The organism is Pseudomonas sp. NPDC096950 (genome assembly GCF_044762525.1).
Taxonomy (GTDB): domain Bacteria; phylum Pseudomonadota; class Gammaproteobacteria; order Pseudomonadales; family Pseudomonadaceae; genus Aquipseudomonas.
This window is the reverse complement of the sequence record NZ_JBIWEL010000005.1, coordinates 267,618-280,515: the sequence shown is the minus strand read 5'-3', so window position 1 is coordinate 280,515 and position 12,898 is coordinate 267,618. Positions and strand designations below refer to the sequence as shown.

The window sequence follows — 12,898 nt, the reverse complement described above, 5'->3', positions numbered from 1 at the left end:
TGCATCTATGTCTGCGCCGACGACGCCCACGGTTCGGCGATCATGCTGCGCGCGGAAAAGGAAGGCATCACCCCGGAACAACTGATCGCCAACGTGCAGGCTGAACACAGCGCCGACTTTGCCGAGTTCCTGGTCGACTTCGACAACTTCCACTCCACTCACGCTGAAGAAAACCGTGAGCTGTCGAGCCAGATCTACCTGAAACTGCGTGACGCCGGGCACATCGCCCAACGTTCGATCACCCAGTATTTCGACCCGGAAAGGAAAATGTTCCTGGCCGACCGCTTCATCAAGGGCACTTGCCCGAAATGCGGCACCGAAGACCAGTACGGCGACAACTGCGAAAAGTGCGGTGCGACCTACGCCCCGACTGACCTGAAGGATCCGAAGTCGGCGATCTCCGGTGCCACGCCTGTGCTCAAGGATTCCCAGCACTTCTTCTTCAAGCTCCCTGACTTCCAGCAGATGCTAGAGGTTTGGACACGCAGCGGTACCCTGCAAGACGCCGTGGCCAACAAGATCGCCGAATGGTTGGACGCGGGCCTGCAACAGTGGGACATCTCCCGCGATGCGCCGTACTTTGGTTTCGAGATTCCGGGCGAGCCGGGCAAGTACTTCTACGTGTGGCTGGACGCGCCAATCGGCTACATGGCCAGTTTCAAGAACCTCTGCGACCGCACGCCGGAGCTGGACTTCGATGCGTTCTGGGCCAAGGATTCCACCGCCGAGCTGTACCACTTCATCGGCAAGGACATCGTCAATTTCCACGCGCTGTTCTGGCCAGCGATGCTTGAAGGCGCGGGCTACCGCAAGCCGACCGGCATCAATGTGCACGGCTACCTGACCGTCAACGGCCAGAAGATGTCCAAGTCGCGCGGCACCTTCATCAAGGCCCGTACGTATCTGGATCACCTGTCGCCGGAATACCTGCGCTACTACTACGCGGCCAAACTGGGCCGTGGCGTCGATGACCTCGACCTGAACCTCGAAGACTTCGTGCAGAAGGTCAACTCCGACCTGGTCGGCAAAGTGGTCAACATCGCCAGCCGTTGCGCCGGCTTCATCCAGAAGGGCAACGGCGGCCTGCTGGTCGACACCAATGCTGCGCCTGAGCTGACCGACGCTTTCCTCGCTGCCGCGCCAAGCATCGCTGACGCGTATGAAGCCCGCGACTTCGCCCGTGCCATGCGTGAAACCATGGCCCTCGCCGACCGCGCCAACGCGTGGATCGCCGACAAGGCACCTTGGTCGTTGAACAAGCAGGAAGGCAAGCAGGCTGAAGTCCAGGCGATCTGCGCCACCGCCATCAACATGTTCCGCCAACTGGTGATCTTCCTCAAACCGGTGCTGCCGTTGCTGGCCGCCGATGCCGAGGCGTTCCTCAACGTCGCCCCGCTGACCTGGAACGACCACACCACGCTGCTGGCCAACCATCAGCTGAACGAATTCAAACCGTTGATGACCCGCATCGACCCGGTAAAAGTGCAAGCCATGACCGACGCCTCGAAAGAAGACTTGACCGCCAGCCAGACCGACACCGGCGCTGCCGCACCTGCGGGCAATGGCGAACTGGCCAAGGATCCGCTGTCGCCGGAAATCGACTTCGACGCCTTTGCCGCCATCGACCTACGCGTCGCGTTGATCGTCAAGGCTGAGCACGTGGAAGGTGCCGACAAACTGCTGCGCCTGACACTGGATATCGGTGGCGAGCAACGCAACGTGTTCTCGGGCATCAAGAGCGCTTACCCGGATCCATCAAAACTCGACGGTCGCCTGACCATGATGATCGCCAACCTCAAGCCACGGAAAATGAAGTTCGGTATCTCCGAAGGCATGGTGATGGCGGCCGGCCCTGGCGGTGAAGAGATTTACCTGCTGAGTCCGGACAGTGGCGCGAAACCCGGTCAGCGCATCAAGTAATTTTCTGCTGATCGAAATCAATCCCACGGCCACTCAAAAACGGCTGTGGGATTTCGTTTTTACAATCTGTCCTCAGACCGACCTTGCCCGATGTCCCATACGGCGATCACCCCATGCGGCTAGAGATGAGCCATCACAGATGACTCTAACAAGTTCGACGGTTTCTGAATTGAATCTGATTACCCTCATTCATGGACTGTTGCCACAAACGCAATGTGGGAAATGCGGCTATTCCGGTTGCAGACCCTATGCCGCAGCGATAGCCAGCGGGGAGCCCATCAATAAGTGTCCGCCAGGTGGGAACGAAACCGTAGCCGATTTGGCTGGGCTTTTGAATGTACCGGTGTTGGCGCTGGATATAAGCAGGGGGGCTGCACCGCCGCTGGTTGCCTATATTCGCGAGGCTGAATGTATCGGCTGCACTAAGTGCATCCAGGCATGCCCGGTAGACGCAATCGTCGGCGCGGCCAAGTTCATGCACACAGTGATCGTTGATGAATGTACCGGTTGTGACCTGTGCGTTGCACCTTGCCCTGTTGACTGCATTGAGATGCGCCAACCCCTTCCGGGTACCGTGACCGTGAGCACCGGTCAATTGAATAGCATCGAGCAGCAGCTGGAGCGCGCAGATAAGCGTGCGAAGGCCCGGCGCAGGTCTGAACAGAAGACCGCACGATTGCTCCATGATGAGCAGCTGAAAGCAGCTGCACGCACAGCGCGAGCGAACGCCATTGCACTCCAAGACGACTCATTGGTAGATCCGGTGCAGGCTGCGTTGTTACGCGTGCGCTCTCAGAGTGAGTCTTCCACCGAACAATCACTGAAGAAAGCCAAAATCAATTTGGCGATGAGCAAGACCCAACTCCACAAGTCGATGAAAGCCTTTGGTCACCCGCCGACGTTAGAGCAGCACAGCCAATTAAGTCAGTTACAGAAGCATCTTGAAGCCGCCGAAGCACAGATTACGCTTTTGATGTCCTTGGCTTAAAGCATCGGCTGAACCGCCGATAACAACACACGAGCGTTGCTATCACCGCGTCAGATGGAAATATATTTCTTTACATGAAAGGAAGTATATTTCACAATCAGCACCATCAGAATAGAGAACAACCGAGGCAGTATGATGGATCACAACAACCTAACCTTTTTAGCAGCGCTCGACGCCTATATCGAAGTACTGCGCGACCAGCCGGGTAAGGCGCTGCGTGTAACGGACGGTGAAGCGGTGTTCCTTGAACAAGGGCAGATCTATTCTGTAGCTCTCAACGATGCAGGCGAGGTTGAAATCGATACCGCCGGCTGCTTGAGCCAAGTGGTGTGGGATGAATGCGAAGATAGCGCCGAATTGTGCGTCTCCGCGATCAATGCGCGGAGCTTCATCGACATCCCCGCGACCTGATTGCGATCGCCCTTTTACAAGAGCTGGAAACTGAAGGTACCCGTGTGAATAACGCTCCAGAACGCATACCAGCCCTTGAGCTACCTCTGACCCGTGCAGAAGTTGAACGACAAGCCATTCAAAACCTGCAACGGCTGAATCGTACTACCGATTTGGCTGAGCTGCGCGCTCAGCTATTGGCCACGTTTCAGCTTCCCATCGCTCAGAAAGGCCGGATGAATCGGGCCTTGAAGATCGCTCAGGCAATGTCTAAAGCAATTGTTCCTCATTCGGCGTGCCGATCTGGGTGTAGCTACTGCTGTCACACCTCAGTAGCGGTCAGCCAGCTGGAAGCTCAAATGATAGGGGACGCAATTGGATTGGCCCCACTCAGCGTTGCACCTCGCCAGTCACGGGAGGAGATTGAACAATACCATCGCAAGCCATGCCCTTTCTTGAAAGATTCGAAATGCTCGATTTACGCAGTCAGGCCAATGGCTTGCCGCTTGATGTTCAACATGGCGAACACCCCTTATTTCTGTAACACGGATATCAATCCGGAAGACAGTCATGTGACCCAATTGAACCTAAAGGACATTGAGCTCGCATTCACCGGCACCTTCCTCGACGCCGGTTTTGCAGACATCCGAGACTTTTTCCCGGAAGGGGGCACATCAAAGTCATCAAGCCGACGCAATTGAAGTACGCCGATTCTCGTTCACCCGTAGCCGGCGCACTGCGTGCCTGGCAAACCCGTAGATAAGGGCATGAAAATGGCAATTGAAAAAAATGGAGCGGCCGCGTGGCCTGAAGCTTGGCAGGAAATTGGTGCAGTGCCGCACCAGTTGATCATCACCATGCCTGAATATACGTGGGTTGCGCTCGCGCAGTTAGTGACGCTATTCGTAGCTGTGACAGCGCTGGTGATCTACGCCGTCCGGAAGAGAACCGGTTTCGGTTGGGGGACTGTTGTCGGGCTCATCATCTCCGCCATAGCCTGCATTCCATTGTTTATGACGATTGACTTTGGGCCGGAACGGTTTGAGAACACAGCACGGATCGAGAGGCCAGAACCGTATCCGATTAGCGAGAGCGAAAAAGCATGGGTATGCGGCGACAGTACTGGAAAGGTCATTAAGTACTTTGAGAACTACTGCGAACGACGTCGCGCTTGGATTGATCAACAAGGCCAATCCGAGAACATTTAATCAAGCGTAACCGTTCAAGACAGCAGCCACCTCCGGGCGGGCGCCTCCCGCAGTGGAAGATTGTTTCGACATTCTTGAAATTGCCAGAAGAGATCTCTGATGCCAAACCGAATCACCCTTAAGATGTTGACCTCAGATAACGATGAAAGCAATTTACCGGGACGGTTCGTGCCTGGTGCAGGTGCTGGGCGCGGGAGCTTCCAAATCGAATGCAATCGACATGGTTATCCTCGACGAAACATCTTGGTTCATGCACTCACAAATTGGGATAGCGACAGTGTTCTCAATGAGTACGACGAACAAACAGGAAGGGGCCTTTTTGTCATCGTTGACGGTTGCGTACCGGATCCTGGCTCTGTTGTAGAACTTCAGGACACGGTCACTCCCTGTCACGACTCCTCTTTAACGCTGACACTGGGCGCTGAAGGTATTGCGGCCCTCCAAAATTATTTGAGCGCGCTTGAGCATTTTCGAACGCTTTCACCTGGGGACATGGATTCGTGGTCGCGCGGCCTAGAAAATAATTTGCGTGAAGGGGCCCAGTTGGCGAAATGGGTCGTGGAGGCGCTACATGCACAAAAGGTCAAACATAACCCAACTGACAATGCCGAAGAAAAAATACCGGAAGAGACCAAGCCGGGCGCTACAGAGTTTGAGAGTGGCCGGACAGCTGAGCATGACTCACTTATCGCAGAGCTTTTCAGACGTGGAGGTTTCGGGACGTTGCAGTTGAACAAAGATCCATACGGAATCCCCCGGATGAGATTCGTAGACCCGGACAAAACACACCCGGTCGATGCTGCACTTCTCGCGTCGGGTATTTTGTTGCTGAAACCGCCAAGCTGAGCGGCTATGTGACACGGATCTAATCACACAATATTGAGAGAGGCGCGGCCTCAGATCAGGAGCTTCAAATGGTAGATGTTTTGTTCTCGAAGTACCTTGTCCCAATCTGGTTTGGATTGATGGTGATGTTCATCTGCAACTTGATCCACTTCGGGGATCTCCTTGGCGCATACAACACCATCGGAGCCGCAGTCTCGGCTGCTCTTTTCATGTTCGGCTTCATGATGTTCTTGATTGAAATGTTCTCTGGCATCGCTCGCTCAGTGACTCAAGCTCGGTCGCAAACTATTAGCGCCGTAAAGGATGAAGCTCCATGAACAGGGATTTATCTATCACTTTCGCATGATTCTGGTCTGCCGTGGTGCAACCTGTTTCGGAGATATCAATGAAAGCTAAATTATTCGCAGCATGTTTTGTACTAATAGCAATTTTTGCAACCGCCCTTTTTTGGCTTGCTTTTAACCATATTTTGCCGCTAGGCCACCCAACGATTCCGACCAATCAGTTAGACACGTTCCGGGACTTTCAGACAAAATCCCCATTCATCTTCGGGCCATTGATAGCATTGGCAGTGTCTTTATTTATTATCAAAGAGGCTCTGCCTAGAAATCATGAGCGGGGATTTCAATGAAGCGGTTAGTTATTGGCTTAGCAGTTGATCGCGGTCGCAGCGTCGACGTGCCTTACTGGATCAAGACGGGCAATGAATTTAGGTTTCTTTCACGGCGAACCAAATAAAGCGACTCGTTGCTCCACTTGTATCCATTCGCCCTTGGGTTCGTAGATGCTGAAATCAACGCATTCAACGTCGAAGGGCATATTGAGAAAGGACGGCGCTGACTGGTGCGGGTCAAAGATGACTATCCCGAACTCTGGATGACGGAAGGACACTGCCCAGTGCCATTTGCCTTTTGCCCCCCGCCAATCGTCCCGCACCTTCAAAATCCCCAGGCCGCTGAAATTGCTCCATCCATTCCAGCGCCTGGCATTGATGATCAGCCCGCTGCTGGCGACCGCCATACGCATTTCGCCAGAGCTTGTCGAAAAGGCCGGGCGACATCCTCTCCGGATGCCGAGACCATTTGCAATGAAATGCTGTCGCGCTTGCTCGTAACTGGTGCCCAGCACCATCGCCAAACATGCGACCCCACAACCGTATCCATCCATTTGGGTCAATTTCGTGATCCCGCACCGGCTCTGCCAATCACTGGTCATGTGCTACTCGCTCTGATGCCGCTGGCGCGGCGCAAGGTCATTAAGGGGCCAATGCCACCATTGCACGCAAATCAGGCTAGAACCACGTAGGGAAGGTCTCACGCAACCATTCCATGCCTCGACCTGCGCCTATGCCAACCAGAAAGAGAATTCCATACATGGGATAGTTGATGAAGGACACAGCTATCCGCATCCGCCCATGAAAATGGTTGATCTTCCGGCGGTAGTATCGGTTGGCAGCTCTCAAGCCTTTCACCTGGTCTTTAGCCAGAGCAAGTTCGCGCCAAGTACTCTCGACTGCCCCGAGGTGATAATCGCGCTCGATGTTGGGCCAGTATTTGCGCAGCTTCAGATCTGCGACGGTTAGACGCGGATCGCTTCTCCCCTCAACGCCGTGTTTGCCTTCACTCCAGATGAACTTCAGCCCAGCGTTCTCGTAGAACGTGTTCCTGATGCCCTTGTCTTCACTCGTCATGGCATCGGCCGCAACCACACTGATTGGAACGATGGTGTAGTTCTCGTCGAACTCCTGAGCCCAGGCAATGATTTTGTTGAACATGAACGAGCCGATGTGAAGGTTGCGCAGATGGCTCGGAATCATCACGCCGCCGTTGGTGAGTTTCACCGAACGACCATTACTGTCCATCCGCCCGCCCATATCCCCAACGAACTCACCAGGGCGCATTGCATCCCCGGACATGTAGATCGCACGCACTAAAACTGATGCCTTACCGTAATGCCGATCACCACAGTACTCCAGGTGATTATCACGACTTGTCTCGATGAGAATGACGTGAGTCCGCTCGTACGCGCCAGCCTTCACTTGGATGATTTCAAAGTCCCTTGTTTTGTCCGTCGCCCGGACATTGCATGGCACTGGTGGTGGGATCTGTTCTGACATAAAAGTGCACTCGAAGGTGGAGCGTTGGCGCGCCGAGCAATCGACATCGGCGGCAATTTTTAGGCGTTTGCGGGCAACTCGCTTTCAAGCGCTTCTGGAGACGGCATTAGCTGGTTTAAGCAGAAGATTTGTTCAAACTCTTTCCCGCGCCCGGCGCGCTTATGCCACTTAACCCTCGCATTCACAGTGGTCGAGCCGAGCTGAGTGAAAACGCGCAGAACCGTCCCTTTTCTGCCCTGAAACTTCTTCGCCTCACTCACCAGCAACCGCCGAATTTCGCCGGTTTTGACCTCGACGATCATCCCCTCTCGGATGCGATGCTCATTTTCATCCGACATAAATCTAAACCCCTTCAATGGGGCGGATTTTGTCGTAAATTTTTCGTACTTTCAGCGGTGCCGATCCCTCGTGCGCACCGTGACCGGAATAGTAACGATCAACAGCGAGCCAAATGTCACTCGACTCATTGCCACCGGCTCTGCTCATCAACCACCAAGCAGCCCCGCGATAATTCGTACAGGGGTCATCAGTCAGCGAAGACTGAGATACACCGAGTTCACGCGCAATAAGTGGAATTACAGGCTCAAATAGCCCCATTGGCCCAAATTGCCCACGCTGCCGCGCTTTGGTCTTTGCTTCATTGCTTGCGTCATCCCAGCCGTACGCAATGGCCATGGACTGAAGCACCAGGGCAGGCACTTTAAACTCCTCAGCAGCGTCTGAGGCGCATTTTGGAAGCTCACTTGCGGATATCAACGGTGGTAGCGTGAGCGCCGTGATGAGCATGAACAACCTTGCAGACTTTCCTCTCATTACAATTCCTCGATAAATTATTTCTGCGCCAGTGCTGAACCGAAGAGGCGCTGGAAAAGAAAAACGTACGAAAACAAAGCGTGGCCATTGTCACCAACGACACTGACCACTACTCCTCAATTACCTGCCAGCTGTTTCATGTCTTCGATGTGATCCCAACCATCGGTGCGGAGCCGATTCTGGAAGTTTTCAACGTTCACGCCTTCCAGGTCGTCAGGGCTGAACAAAACGACTGCATAACCCTGCAAGCGAAGCGAATCGATGATCACGTGCTGCTCGGCAGTCAAAGGCAACACCGACTTCGGGAACAACGCTACGACTTCTGGGTATTCATTCAGAACATCGACAGGGGGCATTGATGGCTTGAAGCCGATATCAGGTGCATCCGGTTGATTCAGATAGAGCGCGTTGTTCACCGCCGAACCATGCACATCACGGAGCACGTCGACGGAGGTCTCAGCATCAGAGAACGCGGAATAATTACCGAAAGTCACTTGCCAGCGCCTGCCATGGTTAGTGAGGGCGACAACCTTCGCGCGCTGTGAAAAAACCGCGAAGGTCACTTCATGGGGCTGACGATGCACCAGATCGAACTCTGCCTGCTGCTTTTGAACCTTCGCCAAGAGAGACTCAAGGCGGGCGACCTGCCCTTCGGTCTCGGCATCCTGTGAGCAAAAGTCTTTCTTGTCGGCGATCAGGCTGGTCATAGCGTCGGCCATGTCGCACATTTCGTCTTGAGTCAAAAGTTCGGTGAGCATTTCGTGGGATCCCGAGGCGGTAAAAAAGATAACCAATTGTGAAATATGCTTCACTTTAAATCAAGCAATATATTTCTCAATTAGACACTCAAAACTCACCTCCGCATCTGCATCGGGATGTGCACCGGGTTCAAGTGTTGCCTATGAGCCACCTGCTCATGGAGCGTGCTGAGACACTGCGAAATTGCTGAGCGCATGGCTTCAACTGACATGCTCGGGGCAGAGACCTTCCACCCTGCACTGGCCGCCAGTTGCGGTAACCCGGCCTGGTACTCGGCAATCGTCTGCTCACTGTCAGGTTCTAACGCTGGAGGCGTCCTAACAGCACCAGGATTGATGATCACTAGTCTGCCACTGGGAAGCCTTCCGAGATTGTCGGTGCCTGCATCAACGAGCTCACAGCTCTTTTCCGCCAAACCCTCGGAAACAATGTCGACGTCCGACTCCGTGATAGTGGCGGTATCAACTTTGGGCAATACCTCCCAGCGAACGCTGCCAGTTTTTCCATACGCTGGCGCTTGAAGCAATTCGGCTATGAATGGTCGCGGTATGCACTCGCCCGCACCAAGGCGAACGACGAACTTCCCCGCGTCGAGCACGATTGAGCTGGCTCCTGCGCCATGCACACCTACAACCTCAATTCCGAGATCCCAGAGTTTCGTTTCGAGCAATCGGAGGTCATTCGCTATCCCGATATTGCCAAGCAACTGCTCGGCAATCGGATCAGGTTGTAGCCCAAAGCTTGTGTTTCGCATTGCCGAGTGGAGTACGTCTGAAAGTGACTTTGCAGTTCCCACGCCTAAGCTCAGCGCAGGGCCGGCGCTATGGGCAAGCGCAAAGGTTACCTGATCAGCACTGAATACCCTGTACTCTTCAACCCCCGAAGTTTCGCCGTTGCCGCAATGAATCGCCCCGTCGAACCCTTTGGACACCAGAAGCGAGATAACTTCCGGATCGTCATAGAACGGGTAGGCGTCAAAATACAGATCTTGCAATCGATCCGGATGGGCGGTCAGAAATTCCTCAACGGAGTCGTACTCGTCGTCCGAATTGATTTCTTCCATCCAGTTGCCGGTGTTGTAGATGTGCTGAGAAAACTTGATAGCGATCCGCGCCGCCGCCTCATACCCGAGATGCTCCTCGATCAATGCCAGATCTAAAAATGGGTCATCCCCATCGCTAGAAAACGGGTTGTTGATTGAAAGGTAAGCGGGGTAGATACGCGGTTGATGCGCTTTGTCCGTATTGTTGTTCGGTGCAATCGCATAGAGGCTTGCCGCCTCAAGCGTGCTGAATGTGTAACTGCCTCCCCGCGTCTGCAATGGCGCTTCATGGGAGTCAGCAATGCCGTGCTCGCCACGAAAGACCAGCAAAGGCAACCCATCTTTACCCGCTAGAACGGAGCTATTGGCGCGAAAACCTTCTGCATTCTCATACCCAGGTAACTGAACGCGCGGAATCGGGGGTAGGTGGACGTGGGTCATCTGGGCGTTTTGTTCCTAAATCAAGGATAGGCACTTGCGAAGCGTGAATTGCAGGACTCTGCGATCAGTTGAAGACGTCTCCGCTCGCGTACTCGCAGGAGCGATTCTCTCAAGCTGTATCCATTACGCCGCCAGCAACTGAACCACACGAAGTTCTTGTACCCATAGACCCGGCATATGTGCGCTGCTGTTCGGTCGCACACCATCGCGTAACGTGGCGCTTTCCTCATTGCAAGGCTCCCTATTGATCAACGGTCGGTGCTTCGAGCCCGCTGCGGGCTTAGCTCTTCATGACCGCCCTTCAATTCGGTTGCTGAACGGTTTTCAGCGACGAGGTCAGCATCGCGCAGTCGGTCACGCTGCGGTCTATCGTGAGCTGGCGCGTCACTGAAAAACGCGCCAATTTGTTGCTCAATACTCGCGAGTGAAAGATTCATTACGGCTCCTGGACTTGATGTCTATGAGTTGGTCAGGCTTTCAAGGAGCTGGTCTGCGGCGGCCTGGCCATCTCGTTCGGCGTACACCTTGAACAGCACCGCCAACGTCATGGTGTCCTGATCGCTCCCACTACTTGAAGACCCCACTTCCCTGATTGTTTCGAGAATGAGGCTGGTCGGCTGCTGCCTTACTTTGACTTCAAGCGCATCCAGCCTTGCTTGAATTTGGGCACGCACTTCTTGTGGAAGATCTTCCAGTTCATCGAACATGTGGCCACCTCAATTTTGTGTGGTTATACGAAAATCAGCCGAGGTAACGCAGCCGATAGCTGCTCTCCCCAGATAAGGGAAAGCCAGCCAGCAAACGCAAGATATGGCCCGTAAGATACTGGTGTATCTGGATTAGAACGCCTTGCAGCCAAAAGGAAGCCGCTTACCAGGACACACAGAGCAGCAGAAAACAGAATGGTGAAAGGAAGAATGCCGAAACCACCCCAAGCACCGATCATCGCCAGCATCTTGAAGTCGCCTCCCCCCAGCCCTTCTTTGCCGGTTATGAGCTTGAAGACCCAATAAATCAGGAAGAGGCTGAGGTAACCGGCCGCAGCCCCTACAACCGCCTGCCGAAGAGCCTCCCCCCCATTCAAACTATTTACGAGCAAGCCCAACCATAGGAGAGGAATGACTAGCGGATCTGGCAGTAACTGGTGATCAAGATCGATCATGCTCAAGACCAGCATGCACCATGTCAGCACCATCAAGGCCACTGTATGAACGCTGAATCCGAGGTGAAACGCGATGGCAGCTGACAAAACGCCACTCGTGATCTCAACGAGCGGATACCTCGCACCTATGGGGTTGTCGCAGCCTGAACACCTGCCTCGCAGACACACATAACTCAACACCGGAATATTCTCCCAGGCACGGATCCGGTGATTGCAGTGAGGGCAAGTGGATTGGGGAAACATCAGATTGAAAGCCGGTGAAGCTGGCGCTGGCTGCAAACCAAGTTGCTCTCGCGCCAGCGATGTCCACTCCCGCTCAAGCATGAGCGGGAGGCGGTAAATTACGACATTCAGAAAGCTGCCAACCAGCAACCCGATTACACCAGCGAAAACGGTGAAGGCGACCCGGCTTTCTTCGAGAAGTTGAATTGCGAGCATCAACGCGGCCCCTTGGTAACAGGGTTCCCTGTGCTGCTCAGCGCTGGTGATCCATGCATGCTGGCTTCGTGCATCAAGCGACTTTCACAAGTGGAAAGCACGTTTCGCATTGAGGCCGATCTGCTTTCACCATCCTGTGACAACTTGCGGCCTGCATCGGCGGCAGTTGTAACCTCAACAATAGTGTTGCCGAAATGTACTCGATTTCCGTCATTCCAGAGTTCAACCGGCGTTAAGCCCACTTCCGGCGTCGTACTGTATGGGGTAACGGATCGAACCTTCCCTTTCTGATCGCCACTGAGCAATTGAATGCCCATTCGTTGCTGATCAAAAAAAACTACCCGTTTTGTGTGGATCATCTGGCGCTGGAACTCCCCAAGCAGCCGAAGGCCCTCTTGGGTGACATACACAGTTCGTTCTGATAGCGGTTGAACGCCCTGCTCTGCAACGCCGTGCTCGGGTCTGTACGCCTTATCTCGTAAAGTCTGACCATTGGGCTGCACGAAGTAGATACTGCCCTTAGCAGTTTTAAACTGCAAAACTTCACCGGTCATCTGAGCTTCAGATTTCTGGGTACCCGAATGAGCGCTGACCGCAGTATCAATGCCGCTCTTCAGAGCGCTCGCTTGATTAATCAACTCTTGCAATGCACCCGATATGTCTTGGCCTAGCTGCACACCGATATTCGCTTTGCCGGACATCAAGGCATCAAGGTGCTTCCACGATGCAGCAAGAGCTTTCAGATTGGTTGTTAGGTCTGTCGTTGCCATCAAAG

General features: G+C 54.0%; 17 protein-coding genes and 1 pseudogene. 8 read left to right on the top strand and 10 right to left on the bottom strand.

Features of this window, described 5'->3' with window-relative positions; translation table 11 throughout:
* The 8 genes and pseudogenes from metG to ACIQY3_RS12380 form a co-directional block, all read left to right on the top strand.
* On the top strand, positions 1–1,920 hold a 1,920-nt coding region (gene metG / locus ACIQY3_RS12415), incomplete at its 5' end, for a methionine--tRNA ligase (protein WP_403019691.1).
* A 139-nt stretch (positions 1,921–2,059) separates the two neighbouring features.
* Positions 2,060–2,905: pseudogene (gene rsxB / locus ACIQY3_RS12410) on the top strand (electron transport complex subunit RsxB); the annotation flags it as partial.
* Positions 2,906–3,043: 138 nt separating this feature from the next.
* Complete coding sequence (locus ACIQY3_RS12405; RefSeq protein WP_403019689.1) at positions 3,044–3,319, top strand: hypothetical protein; 276 nt, start codon at positions 3,044–3,046, stop codon at positions 3,317–3,319.
* A 44-nt stretch (positions 3,320–3,363) separates the two neighbouring features.
* Complete coding sequence (locus tag ACIQY3_RS12400) at positions 3,364–3,999, top strand: YkgJ family cysteine cluster protein (RefSeq protein ID WP_403019687.1); 636 nt, start codon at positions 3,364–3,366, stop codon at positions 3,997–3,999.
* Between the two features lie 66 nt (positions 4,000–4,065).
* Positions 4,066–4,506: a hypothetical protein gene (locus ACIQY3_RS12395; protein WP_403019686.1), complete on the top strand. Its 441-nt coding sequence runs from the start codon at positions 4,066–4,068 to the stop codon at positions 4,504–4,506.
* 99 nt (positions 4,507–4,605) lie between these two features.
* The gene (locus tag ACIQY3_RS12390) at positions 4,606–5,352 is read left to right on the top strand and encodes a hypothetical protein (protein ID WP_403019684.1); all 747 of its coding nucleotides are present in this window, start codon (positions 4,606–4,608) and stop codon (positions 5,350–5,352) included.
* Between the two features lie 68 nt (positions 5,353–5,420).
* Positions 5,421–5,669 (top strand): hypothetical protein, encoded by a 249-nt coding sequence (locus tag ACIQY3_RS12385; RefSeq protein ID WP_403019683.1) that lies wholly within the window; start codon positions 5,421–5,423, stop codon positions 5,667–5,669.
* 68 nt (positions 5,670–5,737) lie between these two features.
* Positions 5,738–5,983, top strand: a complete 246-nt coding sequence (locus ACIQY3_RS12380; RefSeq protein WP_403019682.1) for a hypothetical protein — start codon at positions 5,738–5,740, stop codon at positions 5,981–5,983.
* Between the two features lie 89 nt (positions 5,984–6,072).
* Here the strand turns inward: ACIQY3_RS12380 and ACIQY3_RS12375 are convergent, their stop codons facing one another.
* From ACIQY3_RS12375 to ACIQY3_RS12330, 10 genes are all read right to left on the bottom strand, one after another.
* On the bottom strand, positions 6,073–6,567 hold the full coding sequence (locus ACIQY3_RS12375; protein ID WP_403019681.1) for a hypothetical protein: 495 nt from the start codon (positions 6,565–6,567) through the stop codon (positions 6,073–6,075).
* 76 nt (positions 6,568–6,643) lie between these two features.
* Positions 6,644–7,468 (bottom strand): hypothetical protein, encoded by an 825-nt coding sequence (locus tag ACIQY3_RS12370; RefSeq protein WP_403019680.1) that lies wholly within the window; start codon positions 7,466–7,468, stop codon positions 6,644–6,646.
* Between the two features lie 59 nt (positions 7,469–7,527).
* Entirely contained in the window at positions 7,528–7,806 is a 279-nt protein-coding gene (locus tag ACIQY3_RS12365) for a hypothetical protein (RefSeq protein WP_403019678.1), read from the bottom strand.
* A gap of 4 nt (positions 7,807–7,810) precedes the next feature.
* A complete protein-coding gene (locus ACIQY3_RS12360; RefSeq protein ID WP_403019677.1) occupies positions 7,811–8,281 on the bottom strand; it encodes a hypothetical protein in 471 nt (156 codons plus the stop codon).
* 116 nt (positions 8,282–8,397) lie between these two features.
* Entirely contained in the window at positions 8,398–9,039 is a 642-nt protein-coding gene (locus ACIQY3_RS12355) for a hypothetical protein (RefSeq protein WP_403019676.1), read from the bottom strand.
* 95 nt (positions 9,040–9,134) lie between these two features.
* Positions 9,135–10,523, bottom strand: a complete 1,389-nt coding sequence (locus ACIQY3_RS12350) for a hypothetical protein (protein ID WP_403019675.1) — start codon at positions 10,521–10,523, stop codon at positions 9,135–9,137.
* A 248-nt stretch (positions 10,524–10,771) separates the two neighbouring features.
* Entirely contained in the window at positions 10,772–10,960 is a 189-nt protein-coding gene (locus ACIQY3_RS12345) for a hypothetical protein (protein ID WP_403019673.1), read from the bottom strand.
* A 21-nt stretch (positions 10,961–10,981) separates the two neighbouring features.
* Entirely contained in the window at positions 10,982–11,230 is a 249-nt protein-coding gene (locus tag ACIQY3_RS12340; RefSeq protein WP_403019672.1) for a hypothetical protein, read from the bottom strand.
* A 23-nt stretch (positions 11,231–11,253) separates the two neighbouring features.
* A complete protein-coding gene (locus ACIQY3_RS12335) occupies positions 11,254–12,123 on the bottom strand; it encodes a prepilin peptidase (protein WP_403019670.1) in 870 nt (289 codons plus the stop codon).
* Positions 12,123–12,893, bottom strand: a complete 771-nt coding sequence (locus ACIQY3_RS12330) for a hypothetical protein (RefSeq protein ID WP_403019669.1) — start codon at positions 12,891–12,893, stop codon at positions 12,123–12,125. The genes ACIQY3_RS12335 and ACIQY3_RS12330 overlap by 1 nt, the downstream gene beginning before the upstream one ends.
* Between the last annotated feature and the right edge of the window lie 5 nt (positions 12,894–12,898).